Source organism: Kitasatospora sp. NPDC028055 (assembly GCF_040637885.1).
Taxonomy (GTDB): domain Bacteria; phylum Actinomycetota; class Actinomycetes; order Streptomycetales; family Streptomycetaceae; genus Kitasatospora.
On sequence record NZ_JBEZXE010000026.1, the window covers coordinates 90,298 to 114,123 of the forward strand.

The window sequence follows — 23,826 nt, forward strand, 5'->3', positions numbered from 1 at the left end:
CCTATACTCGCCCACATGAGCGAGACCACGATCCGGCCCGCCCAGCCCGCCGACGCCGACCGGCTCACCGCACTGATCCAGGCCTCGGCCGCCTACCGCGGCGACTACTTCGCGATGATCGACGGCTATGCCGTGCGGCCCGACTACATCGAGCGCCACGAGGTGCGGATGGCCGTGGACCGCACCGACGACCGGCTGCTCGGCTTCTACGGGCTGATCCACGAACCGGCCGAACTGGACCTGATGTTCGTCGCCGACGACGCCCAAGGGCTGGGCATCGGACGGGCGTTGATCGCCGACATGCTCGACCGGGCCCGGGCCGCCGGGATCGCCGCGGTCAAGGTCGTCTCGCACCCGCCCGCCGAGGGCTTCTACCTCCAGATGGGCGCCGTGCGCACCGGCACCCGCCCGCCGCAGCCCAAGACCCCCTGGTCGCAGCCCGAACTGCGCTTCACCGTCTAGGGGTTCGCCGGCGGGTCGACAGCCGCCGGCCCGGATGCCATGGGCTCGGGCGCCGCCGGCTCGGATGCCACCGCTTCGGACGCCGCAGGCCCCGCGCCCTCCGCGCCCTCCGCGCTGGCCCCCGTCGGCTGCGCCGGGACGAAGGCCACCGCCCGCAGCCGGGACAGTATCTTCTCCGCCAGCCAACTGCGGTCCGACCCGTACGGAATGCCCCGCGGGTCGACCAACTGCGCCGCCACCGCGTCCCGCAGCCGCTGCGCCTCCGCTCCGGGCAGCCGGGAGAGCAGGCCCCGGGCGGCCAGCAGCGCGTGGTACTGCTCGAACCCCGAGCGCGGGTGCTCGATCGCCTCCAGCACGCTCGGCAGGTCCGCCAGCGACGGATCGCCCTGCATCAGCGCGAGGGCCTGGATCCGGCGGCCCTCCGAGCCGTCCGCGAACAGGGCCCGCACCTGGTCGGCGGTCAGCGCCGAGCGGGTCGCGGTCGACCGGACCTCCGCCACCACGCCGTCCGGCCCGGCGGGGGAGCCCGAGGACGGCGGCAACTGGGCGGCCAGCGCGGCGGGTTGCTCCGTGCTGCCACCGAGCAGCCCGAGCTGCTGCATCGCGCGTACCCGCAGGTCGTCGGCGCCCACCTTGTCGCCGCGCCGGTCGCGGTCCTGCCCGGCCAGGAAGAGGTCCAGCGCCTCGTCCGTCTCGGTCAGCACCCGGGGCAGCGCCAGCCTGGTCACCAGCCAGCCGGCCAGGAAGCCCAGCACCAGGAAGTAGAGCACCAGCGCGGCCGCGAACGGTACCGCGGCGTCCTCCCCGCCCAGCACGGGCGCCAGCGCCGTACCGAGCTGGTGCAGCCGTTCGCCGAGCGAGCCGAGCTGGGTCAGCCCGACGCCCAGCAGCACCTTGGTCAGCCAGTCGGAGACCTGCTCCAGATTGGTGTTGGGCGCGTACCAGCCCTGCGGCTCGCCGGAGCCGTTCTTCACCCGGGGCACCCCGAACAGGAAGCCCAGCGCGCCGCCGAGCACCGTCGAGGCACCGGCCACCACCAGGCCGCCGCCGAGCGCCTGCCAGGCCTGCGCCCGGCCGAGCGCGAACAGCAGCAGGCCGAGCAGGCCCGTGCCGGTCAGCACCCCGGCGGCCGTCCACTGTGCTGTCCGCAGTGCCGACCCGCCGACCCGTCGCCGCGCCCTTGCCATCGCCCACCCCTGTGTCCGCGCCGCTGCGCCCCGTCGTCTCCGAGAGGCCGCGCCGACTCTAGCGCCGCGGCCCCAGCACGGGAACGACCCGGGGGCACCGCCGCTACGACGGGCCGGTGCAAACGCAGACGGCCCGCAGGCTGCTCCTCGACGCCGGCCCGTGCACTGGCCTGGCGCCGAGGCACCGGGGATGTACCGGTGAGCCTGCGGGCCGGGTGACTGCTGTGGATTTCGCCTGCCGGAGGCCAGGGGCCTCACCCTGCGCAGGCAGGGGCGGCTCTAGCGAGCAGCCACCTCACGCATCCTGATGGAACTCAATTCAGGATCACCTCCTTTCAGTGTGCCGCCACTGTAGGCAGCCCCCTGTCGGGAGGGCAACGGATTATTCGCGGGCGCCGCTCAGGCGCCCTTCACCTTGTCCTGGAACTTGGTGTAGTCGATCACGTTGTCGGGCGACGGGATCTGGAGGGTGACCGGCTTGTCGTAGTCGGTGAAGTCGATCTGGCCCTTGTCCGCGCCGGTGGTCTTCTCCATCCGCACCGGGTAGAACTTGCCCTCGGTGGCGATGTGGAGGAGCGACTCCTCGCCCTTGTCGTCCTTCTCCTTGAGGCTGAACGTCTTGACCCCGTTGACGGTCCCGGCGCTGCCCTTGGTCGGGGTGCTGCCCGCGTCGTCCTGGAGCATGTCGCTCGCCCAGGTGAGCTTGCAGAAGTCCATCATCGGCTTCATCTTCGGGTCGCCGTCGAAGCCGGTCAGGTAGCGGCCCTTGAAGAGCTCGGCGACCGCGTCGCCCTTGGGCCCGCTGAACGTCTTCCAGAACTGGGTGTCCGGCTTGATGAAGGACTGCTTGCCGTCGCTGATGAGCTCGAAGGAGCCGACGCCGGGCATGGCCATGGTGCCCTGGCAGTTGCCCTTGGTGTCCATGGCCATGTTCATGGTCATGACGCCGTCGTCGGTGGGGATCTTGCCGGCGATCTTGAGCGAGGTGGCGGCGGCCAGCGCCTGCCGGGCCTGCTTCTCGATCTCCTGGGCGGTCAGCTTGTCGGTGTCGAGCTTCGCCACGGTCGGAGTCGGAGTCGGCGTGGCGGTCGGGGTCGCGGCCGCCGCGGCGGTGGTGGCCGCAGGCGCCGCGGCCTTGTCCGAGTCCTTGTTGTCGCCACAGGCGGCCGTGCCGGCCCCCAGCAGGAGGCAGATCGTGGCAGTGCTCACCAGGCGCTTCGACAGCATGAGGTCGTTCCTTGTCCAGGGAACGGTCCCGCCGCCCCCCACTTGGATGAATTTTTCCTCAGTATGGGGGAGCGGTCTGACAGCAGATCTTGAAAAAGGGTGCCGTTACCGCTTCGTGGCGGGACCGTGTTCTACCCGTGCTGGGAACGCGTAAGGGCCCGGAGGACGAATCCTCCGGGCCCTTACGGCTACTGAGTAGCGGGGACAGGATTTGAACCTGCGACCTCTGGGTTATGAGCCCAGCGAGCTACCGAGCTGCTCCACCCCGCGTCGGTGAACACCACACTACGGGGAAGTCGCCGAGATGGGAAATCGGTTCTGCGGAACGGCCTCCGCTCACCCTCAGCGCCGGCCCCCGGACCGCCCCTCGGACCGCCCGCCGTGCCGCACGGCGCGGGCTCTGGCCCAGAGCGCGAAGCCGACCAGCGCCACGAAGCAGGGCACCATCAGCACCCCGTAGACCACCAGGAACCCGTCCGTCCCCAGGTCGGCGGCGGCGTTCCAGGTGCCGTGCAGCACCATCGCCAGCAGCAGCCCGGCGGGCGCGGCCAGCCGGGCCAGCCAGCGCCGCCCGCTGGTCAGGGCGACGGCCAGGCCGATCCCGGTGAGCGCGGTGAACAGCGGGTGGGCGAACGGGGAGAGCAGGGCGCGCAGCACGAAGGTCTGCACGGTGCTGTCGAAGTCGCGCAGGCTGGGCGGATCGCCCAGGCCGATGCTGTCCAGCCGGTTGCGCTGGTCGGTGGTGAAGGCCCGGCCCAGGTAGAGGGCGTTCTCGGTGAAGGCGAAGCCGCAGGCCGTCATCCCGCCGAGCACCACCCCGGCGGCCAGGGTGCGCGGCCGGGAGCGGCGGTGCGTGCCACCCGCGCCACCCGCGCCACCCGCGCCACCCGCGCCACCCGCGCCACCCGCGCCACCCGGGCCGCCCGGGGTGGCCGGGGCGGGCGGGGCCGGGCGCAGGTAGGGCAGTGGTCGCAGGTACGGGCGGAGCCGCAGCCGGCCCCGGGCGTGCGGCCCGGCCGGGCGGCGCTGGTACGGGCGGGGGCGCCGGGGCGCGGGCGCCCGGTGCAGCAGCGGCGCGCAGGGGCGGCCGGAGCGGCGGCCGTGGCAGCGCAGTCGCTGGCCGAGCGGCAGCAGCAGCACCAGCAGGGCGGTGGCCTTGGCGCTCTCCTCGATCACCGGGGTGGCGACGCCGGCGCCGAGCAGCCCGCCGAAGGCGTGGTGGTGGGCGGTCAGGTAGTCGGCGGTCCAGTTGTTGGCGAGGATCGCGACCGTGGTGGCCGCGCAGGCGCCCCAGCCGAGGCAGAACACGGTGTGCCGCAGCGGCACCCGGGCGGTGAGGTTGAGCCAGGCCAGGCCGCCCAGCACGAAGGGCAGCGGCACCATCGCCAGGCCCAGTCCCACCAGCAGTCCGACGGTGCCGGTCTGCCGCTGGACCAGGTGCAGGATCAGCACCCCGCAGCAGACCAGGGTCAGGACGGCGGAGGTGGTGACGGAGGAGAGCGCCAGCGAGCGGCCGCGGCCCGGGGCCGCCGCGGTCGGGCCGGCCGGGAGCCGACCGGCGACGAGGGCGGGCGGGGCGGCCGGTGCCGCTCTGCCGGGCCGGGACAGCAGCCGGTCGGCCCGGCGCCTCCGCGGCCCCGGGATGGTCCGGGTGACGCCGGTGCGCGGGACCGTACCCGGTGCGTCGGCGGCGGTGCGGACGGTCGCCCGGGGCCCGCCGCCGGGCGGGCTGCCCATGCGGCTCAGGGTAGGCCACGGCGGCGGCCCGTCGGGAGGACTCGGGACGAACCGTTCGTCCCGGGCGCGACCGGCCGGTCAGCCCGCCGCGGCCCGTTCGAACGGCTGCCGACGGGTCAGCGGCGGCGGAACAGCAGGTCGTGCACCACGTGGCCCTTGGCGATCCCGGCCCGCTCGAACTTGGTGACCGGCCGCCAGTCCGGTCGGGGCGCATAGCCGGGGACGCTGCCGTCCGGGTGGTCCGCGGGCTCCAGCCAGCCGGTCCCGTCGCCCTCGGGGTGCAGGTTCTCCAGCTCGGGCGAGGCGGACAGCACCGCCAGCATCTGCTCCGCGTACGGCTCCCAGTCGGTCGCGCAGTGCACCAGGGCGCCCGGGGCGAGTCGGGGCAGCACCAGGTCGAGGAAGGACGGCTGGACCAGTCGGCGCTTGTGGTGCTTGGGCTTCGGCCACGGGTCGGCGAAGTAGACCCGCAGGCCGGCCAGCGAGGCGTCCGGCAGCATGTCGCGCAGCAGGATGACGGCGTCGCCGGCGGCCAGCCGGACGTTCTGCGAACCGTCCCGCTCCAGCAGGCCGAGCAGGTTGCCGTGGCCGGGGGTGTGCACGTCGGCGGCCAGGATGCCGGTCGACGGGTCGGCGGCGGCCATCGCGGCGGTGGTCTCGCCCATGCCGAAGCCGATCTCCAGGGTGACCGGCAGACCGCCGAACAGTTCCCCGAGGTCGAGCGGGGTGCCGTCGATCGGGACGCCGTACGTCTCCCAGCTCCGGTCCAGGGCGCCCGCCTGGGCGTTGGTCATCCGGCCCCGGCGCGGCTGGAAGCTGCGGATCCGCCGCTCCCGGTGCTGTTCCTCGGTGGCCTTGTGCGGGTACATCGGCGCGGGGTAGGCGGCCGGCGCCGCGGACAGCCGGGCGGACGGCGATTGCTGGGGGATCGGGGCGGTGGCAGTCACAATCACCCGAGTCTACGGGGCCGCGCGGGGCGCCCGGAGGGGTGTGTGACGGGGTTCATCCACCGGTCCCGGCGACCGTGGCCCCCGGTCCGGCCCGGGCGGGGGCAGCCGGGCTCAGCCGCCGGCCTCCAGGGCGGCCAGGGCCCGGCGGGCCACCTCGCGGCCGATCGCCAGCGAGGCCGTCGCCGCGGGGGAGGGGGCGTTCAGCACGTGCACCGCCCGGCGCGGGGAGCGCGGGTCCGCCGGGTCGAAGCCGGCGAAGGCGAAGTCGTCCAGCAGCGAGCCGTCCCGGGCCACCGCCTGGGCCCGCACCCCGGCCGTGGTCGGCACCAGGTCGGCGGCGGTCACGGCGGGCAGCAGCCGTCGGACGGCGGCGGTGAACGCCCGCTTGGACAGCGAACGGTGCAACTCGCCGACCTCGTACCGCCAGTGCCGCCGCAGGATCCGCCAGGTGCCGGGGAAGGCGAGGGTCTCGGCCAGGTCGCCCGGGCGGACGGTGCGCCAGTCGTACCCCTCGCGGGCCAGCGCGGGCACCGCGTTCGGGCCGACGTGGACGTCCCCGTGGATGCCCCGGGTGAGGTGCACCCCGAGGAACGGGAAGGCCGGGTCGGGCACCGGGTACACCAGGCCGCGGACCAGGTCCCGCCGGTGCTCGGCCAGTTCGTAGTACTCCCCGCGGAACGGGACGATCCGCACCCCCGGGTCGTCCCCGGCCAGCCGGGCGATCCGGTCGCTGTGCAGCCCGGCGCAGTTCACCAGCACCCCGCAGCGCAGCTCCCCGTCGGCCGTGCCGACCGTCACCCCGTCCCGGCGCCGGGCCACCGCCCGCACCGCCGTGCCGGGCCGCAGTTCGGCGCCCGCCTCCCGGGCCAGCCGGGCGTAGGTCGTGGCGACCGCCGGGAAGTCGCAGATGCCGGTGGTGCCGACGTGCAGCCCGGCCCGCCCGACCACGGCCGGCTCGTACCGGGCGATCCCGGCCCGGTCCAGCTCGGTGACCGGGATGCCGTTCGCCCGCCCACGCTCGGCCAGCGCCGCCAGCCGGGGCAGCTCGGCGTCGTCGGTCGCCACGATCAGCTTGCCGGTGACCTCGTACGGGAGGCCGTGCTCGCGGCAGAACTCGACCATCTCGGCGGCGCCGGCGACCGCGAAGCGGGCCTTGTACGAGCCGGGGCGGTAGTACACGCCGCTGTGGATCACCCCGCTGTTGCGCCCGGTCTGGTGCGCGGCGAAGCCGTTCTCCTTCTCCAACACGGCCAGCCGCAGTCCGGGCCTGGCCCGGGTCAGGGCGTACGCCGTGGCCAGTCCGACGATCCCGCCGCCGACCACCAGGACATCGAAGTCGTCCGCCACGCTGCGCTCCTCGTCCACCGCCGGGTCGCCGTCGCCGAGGCCGGTACGGGCGGCGCGCGCCGCCCCCGCCCCGGCTTCCGCCGCAGATGCTGCCACGGCTCCGGGCGGGGGTCGAGACCGCGTGACGGGCGGGACCGGGCGGATGCCACGGGTCGGTGGGACGTCACGGGTCGGTGGGACCTCGCGCGTCGTGGGATGTCGCGCATCGGTCGGCCCGTCAAGGCTCCGCTGCGCGGGGACGCGTCCTTCGTCCGTTCGACCCGGCGCATGCCGAGGTGGGCGGCAGTGTCCTGCCGCCCACCTCGCCCCCCGGGGCATCGGCCGGTCCCCCCGGACCGGCCGTGGTGTGGCGCACCGAGTCCCCCGACTCCGCGCGCCACACCTCGTCTGCGGCCATGGCACCGCCGCGCCGGGCCCCCGGCCCCGCGCGGCGCCGCCGCCCCCCGGCCGGCCGCGTCGTGGTCAGACCTCCCAGGGCCAGCCGGCGTCGGCCCCCGCCTCCAGGAGGGGGATCAGCCGGAAGGCCGCGTCGCTCAGGCCGCCGAAGGTGTGCCGGTTGGCACCGCCGCTCGGGCCGTGGCCCGTCGCGTAGCCGGCCAGGTTCCAGGTGTAGACCGGGACGTGGGCCGGTATCGCGGAGAGCGGGTCGTGGCCCCCGTAACCGGCGCCGGGCTGCTCGTCGGTGACGATCACCACCCGGTCGTGGCCCCGGTAGTGGTCCCGGACGGCCTGGGCGGTGTTGGTGCCGCCGAGGCTGGAGAAGCGCTCCAGCACCCGCAGCACCGCCTCCCCGCGGCCGACCTCGACCACCCGGCTGAGGCTGCCGAACTCGACCAGGTCCGCCTCGGCCGCCCGTACCTTCAACGCGGTGCCGAAGATCGCCGCCGAGTCGGCCCGGTTGAGCTGGGTCTGCGCGCTGGGCCGGTCGAACATCGAGCCGGAGCGGTCGACCAGGATCAGCGTCCGGCCGGGCAGTTCGGGCACGTTGGCGAGCGAGTGGCCGAGCGCCGTCTCCAGCGCGTGCCCCCACCGCAGCGAGGGCGCGTGCCGGTACGCGGCCAGGTACCGGAACGGGAACTGGCGCGAGCGCCGTACCTCGCCCCGGTCGGAGATCCGCCGGGCCACCTCGGCCGCGGCCTCGTCCGACACGCCGGCCCGGTCGAAGTTGCGCAGGTTCCGGACCAGCGCCATCGGGCCCATGGAGGGGATGACCGCCTCCCAGACCTCGGCGCTCATCGGACCCTGCAGCCAGCCCGCCAGCGCCTCCCAGGTCAGCCCGGCGGCGGCCAGCCGCTCCGCGCCGTCCTTCGCCGTCACGGCCGCCCGGCGCTCCTCGACGGGCAGCGCGAGCAGCTCGCGGTTGGCGGTCAGCATCCGGTCGGCGGCGGGCGGCGCGGCCTCCTCCGGCCGGTGCCGGCGGTCCAGCGCGTACTGGAACAGCGGGCCCTGCCAGGGCTTGGCCGGGTCCGGCGCCGGGTGGGTCAACTCCAGGACGTCGCCGAAGCGGTAGCCCTTGCCCACGGTGTCGTACTTGAGTAGCGCGCGGGCGTCGTACAGCCGGCGCACCGCGTCCGCGACACCGCGCTTGAGCGGCTTGGGCAGCGCCCGGCCGTAGCGCGAGGTCCAGTACGCGAGCAGCTCACCGGGCTCGTCGGCCCGCCGCAGCACGGCGTCGACGGCCTGCCGGGAGTGCCCGTGGGCACCGGCGTCCAGCCGGGCCCGGGTGAACTCGGCGGCGCCGACCAGTGCGGCGGTGCGCAGCTGCGCACCGTGGCGCAGCCAGCGCAGCAGCCCGAGGGTCCACTCCGGGTCGCTGACGGCGAGTGCGCGCACCAGCGCCGTGTAGCGGTCGTCGCGGGCGCCGCCGCGCTCGTAGAAGGTGTCCTGGCCGACCATGTTGGCCACGGCGAGCAGGAAGAGCTCGGACTTGGCGTCCCGGACGTGACCGGTGCCGCCGTTGTGGTTGGCGGTGCGCTTCCCGGTCGTGGTCACCGGTGACTTCGGACTCGCCTTGGTCTTGCGGATGTTGAACCTGGACATGCTGCAGCCCCCCTCGGCGTGCTCGGTCGTCAGCGGGAGGGAGGCATGCTGCGGCCGGGGTGCCCGAGGTCGTGCCGGTCGTCGTGCGACGACCGGCGTCGGCGGAGGTATATGCCTTGTGCTCTATCCGGATTGAGCCAGCGGCCGCGCTCGCGCACGGCACGCCCGGGATTTGAACCCGGAACCGCAAGATCCGAAGTAACCCCCGCCTGCGCACCGGGCACTCCGAAGCGCAGTTGCCTCCCGAGATCAATGGATTCGGCTGCGGTTTTTGGGTTTGCTTCAACGCGCCCCGAAAAGGGGGCACTCCACAGAAGTAACCGCCGCCGTCGCACCGGGAGGTGCGGAATTCTATTCACGTGTAGGTGTCCAGAGTTCAAGGACGGCTGAGGTGACATAGCTGCTCTGCCGACTGAGCTACACCGGCACGAGAAGTACCGGTGGCGGGACTCGAACCCGCGACACGCCCATTAAGAGTGGAAGTAACCTCTGCCTGCGCACCTGGACGAGAGAGACCTTATCCAGGCCCCTCCCGCAGGCGCACCCCATTTATCGCGGGGGTTCCGCGAAGTCCTCGCACGGCGTCCCGAGCGGCTCACGCCGGAGCGACGATCACCGCCCGCGCCCGCTCGGTCAGCTCCCGGACCCGGCGCTCGCCCTGGAAGGGCTCCAGCCGCCGCAGCATCTCCACCACGTACTCCCGGCTGCGCTGCGAGGAGATCCGGCCGGCCACCTCGACGGCGCGCTCGCCGGCGGCGACCGCGGCGTCCAGGTTGCCCGCCTCGGCCTCGGCCATCGCCGAGACCACCAGCCGCAGGCCGTGCGAGCGGACGAAGCCCTCGGTGGGCTTGGCCAGCGCCTCGCGGGTGAACTGCCGGACCTTGGAGGGCACTCCGAGGTCGCGGAAGCACTCGGCGGCGTCGGCGGCGAGCCGGTCGTAGGCGTAGAAGTCGATCCAGGCCGGATCGGGGTCCCCGGCGCGCGCTCGTTCAAGTGCGCTCTCCGCCGCGCCGAGCGCCGTCGCACACGCCGCCGCGTTGCGGGCCTTGGCCTGGGCCCGTGCCTCCACCAGGTGGAAGAAGCTCATGGTCCGGGCGGTGGCCAGGCTGCGGTTGCGCTCCAGCGCGGCCTGGGCGAGGTCGACGGCCTCCTCGGCGAAGCCCCGGTAGCCGGCCTGGAGGCTCATCGAGGCCAGCACATAGCCGCCGAGTGGCACGTCGGCGGCGGCCCGGGCGAGCCGCAGGGCCTGGATGTAGTACCGCTGGGCGGCCTCGTGCTGGCCGGTGTCGAAAGCCATCCACCCGGCCAGCCTGGTCAGTTCGGCGGTCGCGCCGAACAGCGCCCGGCCGACCGCGTCGCTGTACGAGGCCAGCAGCAGCGGCGCCGCCTCCACCCGCAGACACTCCGGGACCATCGACGAACGCCAGTCCCCGCCGCCGTACTTGGAGTCCCAGCGGCGGGCCTCCTGGGCGGCCTCGCGGAGTTTGACCGCGTCCGAGTGACCCACCCGGTACGAGGAGTTCTCGCTGGGGGAGCGCGGCGCCTCGCGGGCCACCGAGCCGTCCGCCGGGTTGATCAGCCAGCGGGAGACAGGCGTCGCGTACGCGGCGACCGAGAAGGTGCCGGCCAGGCTGTCGCTCCAGCGGCCGCCGCCGGGCCCGCGGCGCAGGTCGAGGTCGACCCGGAACAGGTCGGTGGCCGAGCGCACCGCGTCGGCCACCTCGCGCGGGAAGGCCAGGCCGAGTTCGGGCGCCGGGTCGGTGTCGCCCAGGCCGATCTCCTCCAGCGGGACGGGCCGGCCGAGCTTGCCGCCGATCGCGGTGGCGATCAGGTGCGGGACGGGCCCCTGCGGCACCATGCCCTTGCTGACCCAGCGGGCGACCGAGGTCTTGTCGTAGCGCAGCGTCAAACCGCGTTGCGCGCCGAGGTCGTTGACCCGCCGGGCCAGTCCCGCGTTGCTGATCTGGGCGAGGGTCAGGAGCGTGCCGAGCCGTTCGTTCGGTCCTCGTGGGCTGACGGTCATGGTGGCGGCGGCACCTCCTGCGGCCTTGTGCGCGGGGCCCGGGCGGCACCGGGCCGTAGCTGCTGTACCTAGAGTAGTCGGACGCGTTCCGACGGTTAAGAGGCCGCATTCCGGATGGCGGGATCGCGCACCCGGCCCTGCCGCGCCGGATCGTCGCGGGGGTTGGTCCGGACCACCCGGAGCGGTTCGGCCGCGCCGCGCGCCGGAGCGCCGTGCTCCGGTCCCGTGTTCACGTGCGCCCGGCCGTGCCCCCTGGCCCGACCGGCCACTCGGCGATTCGCTGGTGGTCGTGGGTCGGCCCGCCGTCGAGGACCCGGCGGGCCGGGGGACGCCGCCGCCTCAATCCCCGCGGGCGGCGGCGAAGTCCGGGAGGGCATGCGGATGCCCTCCCGGGCGGGGCGACGCCTTTCGGCCATCTCGCGATGCCCATGTCAAGGGCGTGCGCCCGGGCGGTCCGGGCCAGGGAGGGGGAGGCCCGGCCCGCCCGAATCCACCCCCACCCCGCCCCCGTCGCCGTCTCCACCGCCTCCCGCCGCCTCACCGCGCCCGACACCGCGCACCGGGCCCCCCGAAACGGAAGCGGAACCGACAACACCGGCCCCGGCAGCGCCCGGTGGTGGCACGATGTCCCCAGACGGCGCGCCGGAACGCGGGCACGCCCGGACGCGCCCACGGGCCGTCCCCGGCACCCACCCGGCCGCCCGCCCGGCGCCGGACGCGCCGCGCGAGTGCAGGTCCTCGTCCGGTGGAGGCGCGATGCGGTGGCTGACGGGCTGGAGCACGGGCACGCCCCGGGCGGGCGCGCCGGTGCACGAGGCCCTCGCCACGGTCGCCCCGATCGCCGCCCGCCCCCTGTGGACCGGCCCCAACCCGCTCTGGGCCGTGGGCGACTGGCGGCCCGAGGAGATCCGCCTGGTCACCCTCCGTCCCGGTGCCCGCCCCGCCGTCAGCACCGGCCCCACCACCCCCGACCCGGTCGAGGACACCCCCGCCACCACCCGGCTCGCCGTCCTCGGCCACTGCGGCGCCACCGACGCCGAACTCGCCGCCGGCCTGGCCGGCGCCCGCGGCGGCGCCGTCCGCCACCTCACCGCCTGGCCCGGCAGCTACACCGTCGTGCTGCGCACCGGCACCCGCTCCACCCTGCTGCTCACCGACCTCGCCGGCGCCCAGCCCGTCTTCCACACCCCCTGGGCCGGCGGCACCGCATACGCCACCGCCGCCCTCCCGCTCGCCGACCTGGTCGGCGCCGCGCTGGACACCGGCCACCTCGCCGCCCGGCTCGCCTGCCCGGAGTCCCCGGAGGCGCTCGGCACCGGCACGCCGTACCTGGGCGTCCAGCGGGTGCCGCCCGGCCACGTGCTCGCCATCCGCGGCGGCCGCCCGTACCTCGACGCCTACGACGAGCCGCCCGGCGCCGAACAGCCCCGCGACGAGGCCCCCGCCATCCGCGAACTCACCCGCACCCTGCTGGAGTCCGTCCGCTCCCGGGTCCGCACCCCCGCCCCGGCCACCGACCCGGCCGGGCGCGCCCGGCTCGGCGTCGACCTCTCGTACGGGACGGCCTCCGCCACCGTGGCCCTGCTCGCGGCCGCCGTACCGCTGCCGCCGGTGCCGGCCGGGGCTCCCGGCGCGCCGACCGGGCCGGCCGTGACCGGCGGCCGGGGTGCCGCCGGGGCCAGGAGCGGCGCGGTCAAGGGCTCCTGGGCCCGGGAGGCCGCCCAGGGCCCCTCCGTCCCCGAGCAGTTGGCCGCCGTCACGCTCGGCGAGACCGAACCGCCCACCAGCCTCGCGCTCGCCCCCGACACCCCGCGGCTGCGGCACACCGTGCTCGACCCCGGCCCCGACACCCTCCCGTACGCCGTCCTGCGCACCGACCCGCAGTCCGGCCCGCTCACCGACGAGCCCGGCCCCGAACTCGTCGCCGCCGCCCGGGCCGGGGCCCGCTTCGACGCCGGGGGCGCCGACCACCTCACCGGCTACGGCGCCCGCCAGGTCCTGGACGGCCACCCGGCCCGGCTCGCCGACCTGATCCGGGCCGGCCGGCCCCGCGAACTGCTGCCCCCGGTCGCCGCCCTGGCCGGCGCCGACCGGGCCGCCGCGGGCGTGCTGACCGGCGCGCTGCGCACCCCGCTCACCGTGGTCCGGGCCGCCCACCGGCTCTCCCGGGTCCGCTACGCCGAGGCACTGGACGAGGCCGCCGCCAAGCTGACCGCCCGGCACGTCCCCGACGGCGCCGGGACCGCGGGCGACCGCTCGGCCGTCGACCTCGCCTGGTGCGTCCCCGGCCCGGCCGCCCGCTGGCTCTCCGACGAGGCGCTCTCCTCGGTCGCCCTACGGCTGCGGCTGGCGGCGCGCCGACCGGCGCCCGAGGAACACCCGGGCGCGCACCGGGCCCGGCACGCCCTCTACCGCCAGGCGCGCTCCTTCCGCACGCTCCTGCACGCGGCCGAACAGCCCGGCCAACGGCTGCACGCGCCCTTCCTCGACAACCAGGTGGTCCGCGCCGCCCGGCTGCTCCCCGACGACGTCCGCCTCCAGCCCGGCGCCCGGCACGCCCTCCTGCACGCCGTCCTCACCGGCGCCGGCCGCACAGACCTGCCCCCCGACTGGGGCCGCGGCCCTCGCCCCGACCGCACCGCCCCCGCCCGGGCCGGCCTGCGCCTCGCCGCCGACGGCCTCGCCGAGCTCTTCGACGCCCCCCTGCTCGCCGAGGCCGGCCTCATCGACCTCCCCGCCGTCCGCGCCGGCCTCGCCCACTCCACCGACCCCGCCACCCCCCTCTCCCCGGCCGCCCTGGCCGGCCTGGCCGACCTCGTCTCCACCGAACTCTGGCTCCGCCGCCTCCGCGCCCGCCGCCACGGCGCCTGCTGGACCGGCCTCCCCCATCCCCAGGCCCCGGCCCTGACCCCCTGACCTCCGGTCACCCTGGCCGATGTCCCGTCCCGTCGCGCGCCTTCCCGTGCACCGGAAGTCGGCTGCTCCGACTTCCGGTGCACGGCCCCCACTCCGTGTGATCCCCTCGGTGCGGTCCCCACTCGCCCATGCCCGTGCCCGCCGACCTGGGGCCTTCTTCTGCGCCCGGTTTGCCAGCCGCTGCGCACCCGTCCGTCTCGGCCGAGCCCATTCCGGGCCTGCGTGGTCACCAGAAAGTCGGTCGGCCCGACCTCCCGCCCCGCCCCTTCTGCCGCCCGGGGCCTGCTGGACCGGCCTCGCCCATCCCCAGCCCCCAGCCCCCGGCCTTGACCCCCTGACTTCCGGTCACCCTGGCCGACGTCCCGTCCCGCCGGGCACCTTCCCGTGCACTGGAAGTCGGCCGCTCCGACTTCTGGTGCACGGCCCCCTCCCCGTGCGATCCCTCGGTGCGGTTCCCGCTCGCGCGTGCCCGCTGCTCCGGGGCTCTGGGGCCCTTCATCTGCGCCTGGTCTGCCTGCCGCTGCGCACCCGTCCGTCTCGGCCGAGCCCGTTCCGGGCCTGCGCGGTCACCAGAAGTCGGTCGGCCCGACCTCCTGTCCCGCTCCTTCTGCCGCCACGACGGGGGCTGGACCTCACCCCCTGACCTCCGCCCTTGCCCGCCGGCCCCCGTGCCCCGGTCCACCACCCCCGCAGCGCCCGGGCCGCCACGCCGAGTCCGCGGCCGAGCACACGGTCCCGGCCCGGCGGACCAGCCCGGCCACCGCTTCGGCGACCTCGGCCCCGGCAGCCGCTTCGGCCCTCGTCCCGGCCCCCGTGCCCGAGCGCCGGGCGGCGGCGGGCGCCCGCTGACGGCCCGCACCCTTCGCCCCGTCCCCACCCCGTCGGCCCCTGGCCGACCGGGCGCGGACGTGCCGGGGCTCTGTCCGTGGCGTGGGCGTAGGTGTCGGCGGCGCCCGGCGGCCCGCCAGGGACGGGCCGCCGGGGTGTCCCCGCCCCGCCCCCGGCCCGGCCCGCTTCCCGCTCGGCGCGGCGTCGCCGGGCGGGGAGCGGGCCGGGCGGGATGATGGCGGGGCTGTGTGTCCGCGGTGAGGAGCGTGTGCGGTGGGCGGTGTGGGCCCGGGGCGGGAGGTTCCCGTGGTGCTGTCGGTGCTGGGGCGGCCGCCGACGGGCAGGCCGCCCGGGGTGCTGGCGGCCTGTGACGGGTCGGACGGTTCGCTCTGGGCCCTGGACCGGGCGATGACGGAGGCGGAGCTGTTCGGGCTTCCGCTGTACGTGCTGGCCGTGGTGAACCCGGCGCCGGCCGGCTACCCGCCGGGCATGGCGGAGCTGGTGCAGGAGAGCGTGGAGACGCTGGTCGAGAGCATGGCGGACGGGCTGCGCCGGGCGGTGGGGACGGTGCTGCGGCAGCGGGTCCGGCCGTACGAGGGGGAGCTGTCGCTGCACGTGGTGCTGGGCAACGTGATCGAGGTGCTGCTGGAGGCGTCGACCCGGCAGCACACGCTGGTGGTCGGGACCCAGGGCAACGGCGGCTTCGTCCGGCTGCTGCTGGGCTCGGTGAGCTCGGCGGTGGTGCACCACGCGGCCTGCCCGGTCCTGGTGGTCCCCGCGCCGGCCGAGGGCTGACCGAAGGCTGACCGAGGGCGGACCGAGGACTGACCGCCCCGGCGGCCCCGGGCGCGGTGCCGGGAATGTACCGAGATGGTTCATCGTTCACCTATCTCGTACATCCGCCACGAGACGCCCCTTGGAGCCCCCCGAATCATGAAGGTCGAGATCTGGTCCGACATCGCCTGCCCCTGGTGCTACATCGGCAAGCGCCGCTTCGAGCAGGCCCTGGCGGACTTCCCCGGCAAGGAGGCCGTCGAGGTCGTCTACCGCCCGTACCAGCTGGTCCCCGACGCTCCGGCGACGGCGAGTCCGCACCGCGCCTGGCTGGCCGAGCGCTACGGCCCGCAGTCGGTCGCGATGGACGCGCGGGTCGCCGAGCTGGGCCTGGCCGAGGGCATCACCTACGACTTCGACGCCGCCCTGCACGCCAACACCTTCCTGGGCCACCGCCTGCTGCACCTCGCCGAGGCCGAGTACGGCGCCGAGGTGCAGGGCCTGCTCAAGGAGGCGCTGCTCAAGGCGCACTTCACCGACGGTGTGGACGTCGGCGACCGCGCGGCGCTGGCCGAGGTGGCCGTCGCGGCGGGCCTGGACCGCGAGCGGGTGACGGCCTACCTGGCGGGCGACGAGGGCACCGCCGAGGTCCGGGCGCAGCTGGCGGAGGCCCGCGAGCTGGGCATCACGGCCGTGCCGACCTTCGTATTCGAGGGCAAGTGGGCGGTCCAGGGCGGGCAGGAGGCCGAGACCTTCCGCAAGGTGCTGGAGCAGGTCGCCGCCGAGATCGGCGAGCGCCGCCCGGCGCCGGTGCAGGTCGCCCCGGCCGGGGAGGCCTGCGCGGACGGCTCCTGCGCCATCTGACGCAGCGGCGCTCCGGTGCTCCGACACCCGGCGCCAGGCGTCGCCCGTCACCCGACGCTCGCCGCACAGCAGCCGAGTGACAAAGGGCCCGGGGCCCGTTCCGAGCAACCAGCCGGAACGGGCCCCGGGCCCTTTCACATCCCGAACGTCACGCCTCTCAGGCCGTCACGTGCACCGGAACCGGGCCTGCGCCCAGTCCGCGACGTTCAGCGCCGACCAGATCCCGCTCGCCGGCGTGACCACCAGCCGGATCGACTTCTGCCCGGCCAGCGGCACGTGCACCGGCACCGCGTCGTCCCCGGCGGCGAGCACCTGGGAGCGCCACAGGGTGCCGCCGTCGCCCGACTGGACGGTGAAGACCACCCCGCCGGGGCTGAGCGTGGCGTCGTCCACCCCGGCGACCGCGTCGAAGGACGTGCAGCTGCGGTTGAGGTCGATCAGCGTGGTGGCCGGCGCGTGCACGGTGATGGCGTGCCGCTGGTACTCGCCGCCGATCCAGCCGCCGTCGCGCTGCCAGAACCGGTCGCTGCCCTGCTGCCGGATGCTCGGCCCCTCGGGCGGGGCCCGGTGGTGGCCGGGCTTGACCACGGGCAGCGAGTCGCCCCAGTAGTCGCTGGGCGCGGGCGGGGTGGGCGTGGGGACGGTCGGTTCGGGCACCGGCGGGAGGGTCGGCGTCGGGACGACGGGCACCTCGGGCGTCGGCACCGGCGGGATGGTCGGGGTGGGGACGGCGGGCGGTTCGGGGGTGACCGCGGGCGGCTCGCTCCGCGGTGCCCGGGTGGCCGCCGGCGGCCGGCTCGCCCTGGCGCTGGGCTTGGGGCTGGGGGTGGGGGCGGCGCTCGGACTGGCCGCGGGCGGCTCCGGCGCCGGGGCGGCGCTGCTGGGGGCCGGAGCGGGCGGTGCGGACGCGGGGGCCACCGGGGCCGGGGCGACCGGCGCGGGGGCGACCGGTGCGGTGGTGACGGGGGGAGCGGCGGCCGGGGGCTTCGGCTCGGGTGAGCCGGTCAGCGCGTACGCGGCCACGGCGGCGGCCGCGACCGCCACGGCGGCGGCGATCCCGGCCTTGGCAGCGGTGCCGAGGCCCTCGCCGGCCACGGCACCCGCGCCGGCCCCGCCGCCGCCGGACGCGCCGGAGGCACCCGCGGCGCCGGCCGCCCCGGCCGTTCCCGCGGAGGTGCCCGAGGACCCGGCCGCGGCGGCCGCCGTACCCGCCGCGGCCGCTCCGCCGACGGCGGCGGCCCCGCCCACGGCGGCCGCGACGGCGCTGAACCCGCCGACCCCGACCCAGACCAGCACGCCGCCGGGCAGCAGCGCGCGCAGGCCGGTGTTGATCTCGGTGAGTTCCAGGCAGGCCGCCGTGCAGCGGTCGCACTCCTTGAGGTGCCGTCCGACCTCGGCCGAGGCCCGCTTGCGCAGTGAGCCGCGGGCGTACGCGCCGAGCCGGTTGGCGTAGGCCTCGCAGCTGCTGGCCTGGCCGCCGGAGACGTGGGCCTGGAGGAAGGCGGCGGCCAGCCGGTCGCGGGCCCGGTGGGCCTGTACGGCGGTGGCGTTGGCGGTCTTGCCGAGCATCACGGCGACGGTCTTGGGCGATTCCTGCTCGACCTCGGTGTGCCAGAGCACCACCCGGTCGTCCTCGGGCAGTTCGGCGTAGGCCTGCATGACCATCCGCTGGTCGGCCATCGCCATCGCCCAGGCGTCGGCGCCGGGGTCGGCCAGGTCGTAGTCGACCACGGCGGCCGAGGTCTGGGCGAACACGCCGAAGTCGTCGACGAGTTGTTCGCGCCGCTCGCTGCGGGTCCAGGCGGCGGCGACGTTGCGCACGGCGGTCAGCAGGTAGGCGCGGACGGCGAACTCGGGCCCCTTGCCCGCCTTGAGCGCTTGCAGGGTGCGGGCGAAGACCTCGCCGGCGAGGTCCTCGGCGGTGAAGCTGTCCCGGCAGCAGGTGCGGGCGTAGCGGCGCACCGAGTCGGCGTGCCGGAGGTAGATCTCCTCGTACGCGCGGTCGTCGCCGGCCCGGACCCGGGCGGTCAACTCGGCGTCGGAGGGCGGGCGGTCGCCGTCGACCGGGTCGGCGGGGGCCGGGACGGTGGGCCGGGCGGTCCGGCCGTCGCCGACGAAGGCCTCGGGGGCGACGCGGCCGCGGCCGGCGGGAGCCTGGCCGGGCACCCGGCCGGGCGGCAGCGCGGCGGCGGCGGACAGCGTCTCGCGGCTGGGCATCCCGGCCTGGTCGGGGACGTGTCCGGGACTCGAACCGGAGGTCGAACCGGGGCCGGCCCCGGGGCTCGAACCGGAGGCCGAGCCGGAACCGGCTGCGGCGCCGGGTACTTGGGCGGCGCCGGTGCCGCCGAGGCCCGCGGCGGACCCTTCGGCCGCGCTACCGGAGTAGCCCCCGAAGTCGAGGCCGTACCCGTAGTCGTTCTGTTCCTCGGCGCTCACAACGGACCCCAGATTCCACGACAGCCCCCGTAGTGTGGCAGGGCGCGCGGGAGTGCGTAGGCGCACGGTTCCCCGGCGTACGGCGCCGACGGCGCGCGAAGGGCGCGCATCGGGACATTGGCTCCAACCACGGGCAAAGGATGGCATAGCGCAGGGGTGGGCGGTAGCCGGACCGGCCGGTACCCACTCTTCCGAGGGGCGGTCGCGTCGTGTTCTCCCAGCGTGTTGCGCGGGGTCGCACGACGCCCGCACCCGGCGCGCGTTACCTGTCCGCGCGCCGGTGTCCCGTCCAACTCCCGTGCCCGTCGGGCGCGTCGACCGTGCCTGTACCGACGCGACCGGCACTGCCCCGTTCCCCGGGGCGGTCCGAGCCGGGGTCAGCGGGCCCGCAGACCGTCCAACAGGAGCTGCAGCAGCCGGTCCGACGGCCCCGGAGCCGGCTGACCGTCGGGCTGCGGGCCGGCCGCCGTGAACCCGGCCGACGGCGGCGCCGTGACCGAGGGCCGCGCCGCGTGCACCGGCACCGACGCGGTCAGCACCAGCACCACGTCCGACACCGTGACGCCCGGCCGCAGCTCACCCGCCGCACCGGCCCGCGCCACCAGGGCGGCCAACAGCTGCAGCAGCAGCCGCGGATCGGCGTCCGCCGCCGAAGGCTCGACCGGTGCCCCGGACCGCGCCTCCTCGCCGCGCAGGTCGAAGCGGACGGCCGCCGACGCCTCCGCCGCCCGCTGCTCGGGCACCCGGCCCAGCTCCTCCGCGTACCGGAACGCCTCCGGTGGCAGCAGCCGCCCGGCTCCGGTGCCGACCGCCCGGGCCAGGTAGCCGGCCAGTGCCTCCCAGGCGCCGTCGCCGCCGTACAGCGACTCCCGCGCCTGCGCGGTCAGCCAGGCCACCTCCTCGGCGGCGATCCGCTGGACCAGCACCTCCTTGCTCGGGAAACGCCGGTAGACCGTGCCGACCCCGACCCCGGCCCGGCGCGCCACTTCCTCCATCGGAGCGCCGTAGCCGAACTCGCCGAACACCTCCCGGGCCGCGCGCAGCACGCTCTCCAGGTTCCGCCGGGCGTCGACCCGGAGCCGGGCCCCGGGCACCGGCGCGGTGGCCTGCGGGGACTCCGCCCGGTACGGGACGGCCGCGTACGACATCCCGCCCGATGGCAGGTCCACCGGGCCGCGCTGCTCCGGGACCATGCCCTGTCCGGCGTGCGGTGTGCTCGCCCGCCCCAATGCCTGCTTCTGTTCCATCATCCCAACTCTCCCCCGCAGGCGTCCGAAACCGGACCCTGTCGTCGCCCGCCCCTGCACCCCCCGGTGCAGCCCAGCCCGTCAGAAGTGACCAGATGACCCATTGCTCGTGCCGCCCGTCGCGTTCCGGTGACCACGGTCGTGCCGCCGAACCGCCTCGGGGTCCGGCTCGGCGCGTCGGCACCGACCGGGGCCTCGTCCGGGAACTACCCTTCCCCGGATGACTCTCCCCCAGTCGGGATCTCGCGCCAACGCTGGAACTGGCCGTAGTGGCCGCTCCACGGTGCGTCGCCGCCGGTTGTCATGGCGGTGGCCGCTCCGGCACACAATCCGACCATAGTTCACGGCTCTTCGAAGCCGAAAGTGCGTCAGAAAGTCGCCCGGGAAGCACAACTGGCCACGCCCGTCACTTCCGTCGCAACCAGCCCCGTACGGACTGTGGACAAGACCACCTCCGACGGTCCTTCATAGGGGGGCGTGATGGGGGGACACCCCCGGCCGCGAGGCCGGGACGAATCGTCACACCGGCTGGAGGTGCACCATCAGGATCCTGATCGTCGGCGGCGGCTGCGCCGGGATGGCCACCGCGCTCCACCTCCAGCGCGGCCTGCGGGAACAGCTGCGGCGCGGCGAGGTGGAGATCACCGTGGTCGAGCCCCAGGCGTACTCCACCTACCACCCGCTGCTGGCCGAGGTCGCGGCCGGCTCGATCGACCCCCGGCACGTGGTCGTCCCGCTGCGCGGGGCCCTGCCGCACTGCCGGGTGGTGACCGCCCGGATCACCCGGATCGAACACGCCGCCCGCCGCGCCCTGGCCGACGCCGCGAGCCCCGGCGAGACCCCGGCACCGCTCGAACTCCCTTACGACGTCCTGGTGGTGGCCCCGGGATCGGTCTCCCGCACCGCCCCGGTACCGGGCCTGGCCGAGCACGGGCTCGGCTTCTCCACCGTCGGCGAGGCGGTGCACCTGCGCAACCACGTGCTGGAACAGCTCGACCTCGCCTCCGCCACCCGCGACCCGGCCCTGCGGCAGTCCGCGCTCACCTTCGTCTTCGTCGGCGCCGGCTACGCGGGCGTCGGCGCGCTCGCCGAACTGGAGGACATGGCCCGCACCGCCGTGCGGAGCTACCACAACGTCCGCGCCGAGGACCTGCGCTGGGTGCTGGTCGAGTCCGGCGACCGGATCCTCGCCGAGGAGTCCTCCGACCTCGCCGAGCACACCCTCGGCCAGCTGCGCGAACGCGGCGTCGACATCCGCCTGCGCACCACCCTGGAGTCCGCCGCCGGCGGGGTCGCCGCGCTCTCCGACGGCAGCCGCTTCGGTGCCCGCACCCTGGTCTGGACGGCGGGCGTCCGGCCCTCGCCGCTGCTGCGCGACACCGACCTGCCGCTGGACACGGCCGGCCGGGTCCGCTGCCTGGCCACCCTCCAGGCCGTCGGCCCGGACGGGCGGGCGCTGCCCGGGGTCTGGGCGGCCGGCGACTGCGCCGCCGTACCCGATCCGAACGCGGACGGCGCCCCCTGCGCGCCCAACGCCCAGCACGCTTTCGCCCAGGCCGAGCTGCTCGCCCGCAACATCGCGGTCGCGCTGGCCGGCGGGCCGCACGCACCGGGCCTGGTCGAGTACCGCCCCGGGCCGGCCGCCTGTTCCACCTCGCTCGGGCTGCACCGGGCCGTCGCCCACACCCGGCGCGGCGGCCGGCTCACCGGACGGCGGGCGTGGTGGCTGCACCGGGCCCGCCACCTGCGGCGGCTGCCGAGCGCGGAGCGACGGGTCCGGGTGCTGATGGACTGGGTGCTCGGCGGGGTGTTCTCCCGCGAGGTGGTCTCGCTGGGGGCGATGGCGCACCCGCGTTCGTCCTTCGAGGGCGGTTTCGATTCCGGGCCGGAGCGGCCGTCCGGTGCCGGGCCGGAGGCCCCCCGATGAGCGACCCCGCCGTCCCGGGTCCGGAGCCCAACCGACGGCCACGCCGGGCGCGCGACTTCCGGAACCGGGCCTCCGCCTGACAGGATCAGCCCGAACTGGTCATTACCCCATGTGTTGCTGTGCACACAAAAAGTGATGATATGCCTGGAAAACGAGGAAGCGGCCGTCGTTTGAACCTCATGCGCTGGAGCGCGCGGATCACCGGAGTCCCCTGGCGTGCCGCCCCACCCAACGGGGCCGGCACCGACGAGGGCACGCCCTCCACCGACGGCATCGTCGTCCCCGGCCCCCGGGACCCCACCAGCCCCGCCGCCACCGCCGAACTCCTCGACCCCCACAAACCCCAGAACCTGCGCGAGGTGCTCAACCGCATCCCCGCCCCGGTCGCCGTCACCTACGGCCCGCTCCACCAGCTCGGCTACGCCAACCGCGCCTACCGCGAACTCTTCGGCGAACGCCCCACCGGCCTGCCCGCGGGGGAGGCCCTCCCCGAACTCGGCACCATGGGCGTCCTGCCCCTGATGGACCAGGTCATCCGCGGCGGCCGCCCCCGCAGCGTCAAGGCGCGCTGCATCCTCGGGCTCACCGGCAACCGCTACTACAACGTCTCCTGCGTCCCGCTCGGCCCGGGCGACACCGGCGACACCCCCGCCGAGGGCCCGCCCGCCGGCGTCCTGATCTTCGCGGCCGAGGTCACCGACCAGGTGCTCGCCGCCGCCCGCCTGCGCGAAGCCGAACGCCGCCAGCGCGAGGCCGCCGTCACCCTCCAGCGCAGCCTGCTCCCGCAGAAGCTCGACCAGCCCGCCGACCTGCGGGTCGCCGCCACCTACCAGCCGGGCGGCGCCGAGGCCGCGGTCGGCGGCGACTGGTACGACGTCATCGCCATCGACGGCGGCCGCACGGCACTCGTCATCGGCGACGTCATGGGCCGGGGCCTGCGGGCCGCCGCCGTGATGGGCCAGCTCCGCACGGCCGTACGCGCCTACGCCCGCCTCGACCTCCCCCCGCACGAGGTGATGCGCCTGCTCGACGGCCTCGCCATGGAGATCGACGCCAACCAGATCGCCACCTGCACCTATGCCGTCTGGGACCCGAGCCGCCGCACCCTCTCCTACGCCTCGGCCGGCCACCTCCCCATGCTGCTGCGCTGCCCCGACGGCACCATCCTGCGCAGCGAGGAACAGAACGGCCCCCCGCTCGGCACCGGGGACGGCCTGCACGTCTCCCACACCCTGCGGCTGCTCCCCGGCACCACCGGCGTCCTCTATACGGACGGACTGGTGGAGCGCCGCGACGAGGACATCGACCAGGGCCTCGACCTGCTGGCCCGCACCCTCACCGGCGCGGTCGGCGCCCCCGAGGTGATCTGCGCCCGGCTCCTCCGGGCGATGGGCGTGACCTCGGAGCACGACGACGACGTCGCCGTCCTGGCCTTCCAGCTGCCGGCGGACGAGGGGACGGAGGGCACCGAGGGCGGCACCGAAAATTCGCTTGCCGTGCTTGACTCGGCCACTCCAGAGGTCTAGTGTTCTTCGAGCTGCCTGTCATGGAGCACCGGACACGCATCTGCGCGGACGGCCCCGAGGCAGCCAATCCCTTGAAACACCACTTCCGGCTTCGTGCCGGTCGTTTCGCTTTTTCGCGTCTCGGCTCGGCGCTTATTCGGCGTGCGCGTTTTATCGGATTGCGGCTGGATTCGCTTTTCGGAGCGGGGATCGGCTACAGTTTGAAACGTCGGACAGGGCGTCAAGCCGCAGAAGACACCAGCGAGTTGGATGACGAAGCCCCGGAAAACGGAGCGGAAAACATCTGATAAGCTGGAAACACGAAAGAACGAAGCGCCCGGAGGGCCCGCTGGAAG

At 75.6% G+C, this 23,826-nt stretch carries 15 protein-coding genes, 2 tRNA genes and 1 pseudogene; 7 read left to right on the forward strand and 11 right to left on the reverse strand.

Annotated elements, in window-relative coordinates; translation table 11 throughout:
- Window positions 1-15: 15 nt before the first annotated feature.
- Complete coding sequence (locus tag AB0F71_RS24305) at window positions 16-462, forward strand: GNAT family N-acetyltransferase (RefSeq protein ID WP_360237961.1); 447 nt, start codon at window positions 16-18, stop codon at window positions 460-462.
- On the opposite strand, the gene AB0F71_RS24310 is transcribed toward AB0F71_RS24305, so the two are convergent.
- From AB0F71_RS24310 to AB0F71_RS24350, 9 genes are all read right to left on the reverse strand, one after another.
- Window positions 459-1,649 carry a hypothetical protein gene (locus AB0F71_RS24310; RefSeq protein ID WP_360237963.1) on the reverse strand — a complete coding sequence of 397 codons (1,191 nt, stop codon included), beginning with the start codon at window positions 1,647-1,649 and terminating at the stop codon, window positions 459-461. The two genes, AB0F71_RS24305 and AB0F71_RS24310, sit on opposite strands and share 4 nt — an antisense overlap.
- Before the next feature lie 399 nt (window positions 1,650-2,048).
- Window positions 2,049-2,876 (reverse strand): hypothetical protein, encoded by an 828-nt coding sequence (locus AB0F71_RS24315; RefSeq protein WP_360237965.1) that lies wholly within the window; start codon window positions 2,874-2,876, stop codon window positions 2,049-2,051.
- A gap of 196 nt (window positions 2,877-3,072) precedes the next feature.
- Window positions 3,073-3,146: transfer RNA gene (locus AB0F71_RS24320), tRNA-Met, on the reverse strand.
- A gap of 72 nt (window positions 3,147-3,218) precedes the next feature.
- A complete protein-coding gene (locus tag AB0F71_RS24325) occupies window positions 3,219-4,613 on the reverse strand; it encodes a PrsW family intramembrane metalloprotease (protein WP_360237967.1) in 1,395 nt (464 codons plus the stop codon).
- A 116-nt stretch (window positions 4,614-4,729) separates the two neighbouring features.
- A complete protein-coding gene (trmB, locus tag AB0F71_RS24330) occupies window positions 4,730-5,560 on the reverse strand; it encodes a tRNA (guanosine(46)-N7)-methyltransferase TrmB (protein WP_360237969.1) in 831 nt (276 codons plus the stop codon).
- A gap of 114 nt (window positions 5,561-5,674) precedes the next feature.
- Complete coding sequence (gene lhgO / locus AB0F71_RS24335) at window positions 5,675-6,910, reverse strand: L-2-hydroxyglutarate oxidase (RefSeq protein ID WP_360237995.1); 1,236 nt, start codon at window positions 6,908-6,910, stop codon at window positions 5,675-5,677.
- A 462-nt stretch (window positions 6,911-7,372) separates the two neighbouring features.
- On the reverse strand, window positions 7,373-8,950 hold the full coding sequence (locus tag AB0F71_RS24340) for a TROVE domain-containing protein (protein WP_360237971.1): 1,578 nt from the start codon (window positions 8,948-8,950) through the stop codon (window positions 7,373-7,375).
- 435 nt (window positions 8,951-9,385) lie between these two features.
- Window positions 9,386-9,455: transfer RNA gene (locus tag AB0F71_RS24345), tRNA-Ser, on the reverse strand.
- A 90-nt stretch (window positions 9,456-9,545) separates the two neighbouring features.
- Window positions 9,546-10,973 (reverse strand): MFS transporter, encoded by a 1,428-nt coding sequence (locus AB0F71_RS24350; protein WP_360237973.1) that lies wholly within the window; start codon window positions 10,971-10,973, stop codon window positions 9,546-9,548.
- Between the two features lie 756 nt (window positions 10,974-11,729).
- On the opposite strand from AB0F71_RS24350, the gene AB0F71_RS24355 reads away from it, so the two are divergent.
- The 3 genes from AB0F71_RS24355 (at window position 11,730) to AB0F71_RS24365 (ending at window position 16,355) form a co-directional block, all read left to right on the forward strand.
- Window positions 11,730-13,889, forward strand: coding sequence for an asparagine synthase-related protein (locus tag AB0F71_RS24355; RefSeq protein WP_360237975.1), 2,160 nt, complete (start codon window positions 11,730-11,732; stop codon window positions 13,887-13,889).
- Between the two features lie 1,101 nt (window positions 13,890-14,990).
- Window positions 14,991-15,512, forward strand: coding sequence for a universal stress protein (locus AB0F71_RS24360; RefSeq protein WP_360237977.1), 522 nt, complete (start codon window positions 14,991-14,993; stop codon window positions 15,510-15,512).
- Window positions 15,513-15,650: 138 nt separating this feature from the next.
- Window positions 15,651-16,355: a DsbA family oxidoreductase gene (locus AB0F71_RS24365; protein ID WP_360237979.1), complete on the forward strand. Its 705-nt coding sequence runs from the start codon at window positions 15,651-15,653 to the stop codon at window positions 16,353-16,355.
- 165 nt (window positions 16,356-16,520) lie between these two features.
- Here the strand turns inward: AB0F71_RS24365 and AB0F71_RS24370 are convergent, their stop codons facing one another.
- Both AB0F71_RS24370 and AB0F71_RS24375 read right to left on the reverse strand, forming a co-directional pair.
- Entirely contained in the window at window positions 16,521-18,791 is a 2,271-nt protein-coding gene (locus AB0F71_RS24370; protein ID WP_360237981.1) for a sigma-70 family RNA polymerase sigma factor, read from the reverse strand.
- A 377-nt stretch (window positions 18,792-19,168) separates the two neighbouring features.
- Entirely contained in the window at window positions 19,169-20,041 is an 873-nt protein-coding gene (locus tag AB0F71_RS24375) for a helix-turn-helix domain-containing protein (protein ID WP_360237983.1), read from the reverse strand.
- Window positions 20,042-20,579: 538 nt separating this feature from the next.
- Here AB0F71_RS24375 and AB0F71_RS24380 point away from each other — a divergent pair.
- From AB0F71_RS24380 to AB0F71_RS24390, 3 genes and pseudogenes are all read left to right on the forward strand, one after another.
- Entirely contained in the window at window positions 20,580-21,965 is a 1,386-nt protein-coding gene (locus tag AB0F71_RS24380; RefSeq protein ID WP_360237997.1) for an FAD-dependent oxidoreductase, read from the forward strand.
- 170 nt (window positions 21,966-22,135) lie between these two features.
- Window positions 22,136-23,413, forward strand: a pseudogene (locus tag AB0F71_RS24385) (SpoIIE family protein phosphatase); the annotation flags it as partial.
- A 77-nt stretch (window positions 23,414-23,490) separates the two neighbouring features.
- A complete protein-coding gene (locus AB0F71_RS24390) occupies window positions 23,491-23,778 on the forward strand; it encodes a hypothetical protein (protein ID WP_360237985.1) in 288 nt (95 codons plus the stop codon).
- Window positions 23,779-23,826: the final 48 nt, after the last annotated feature.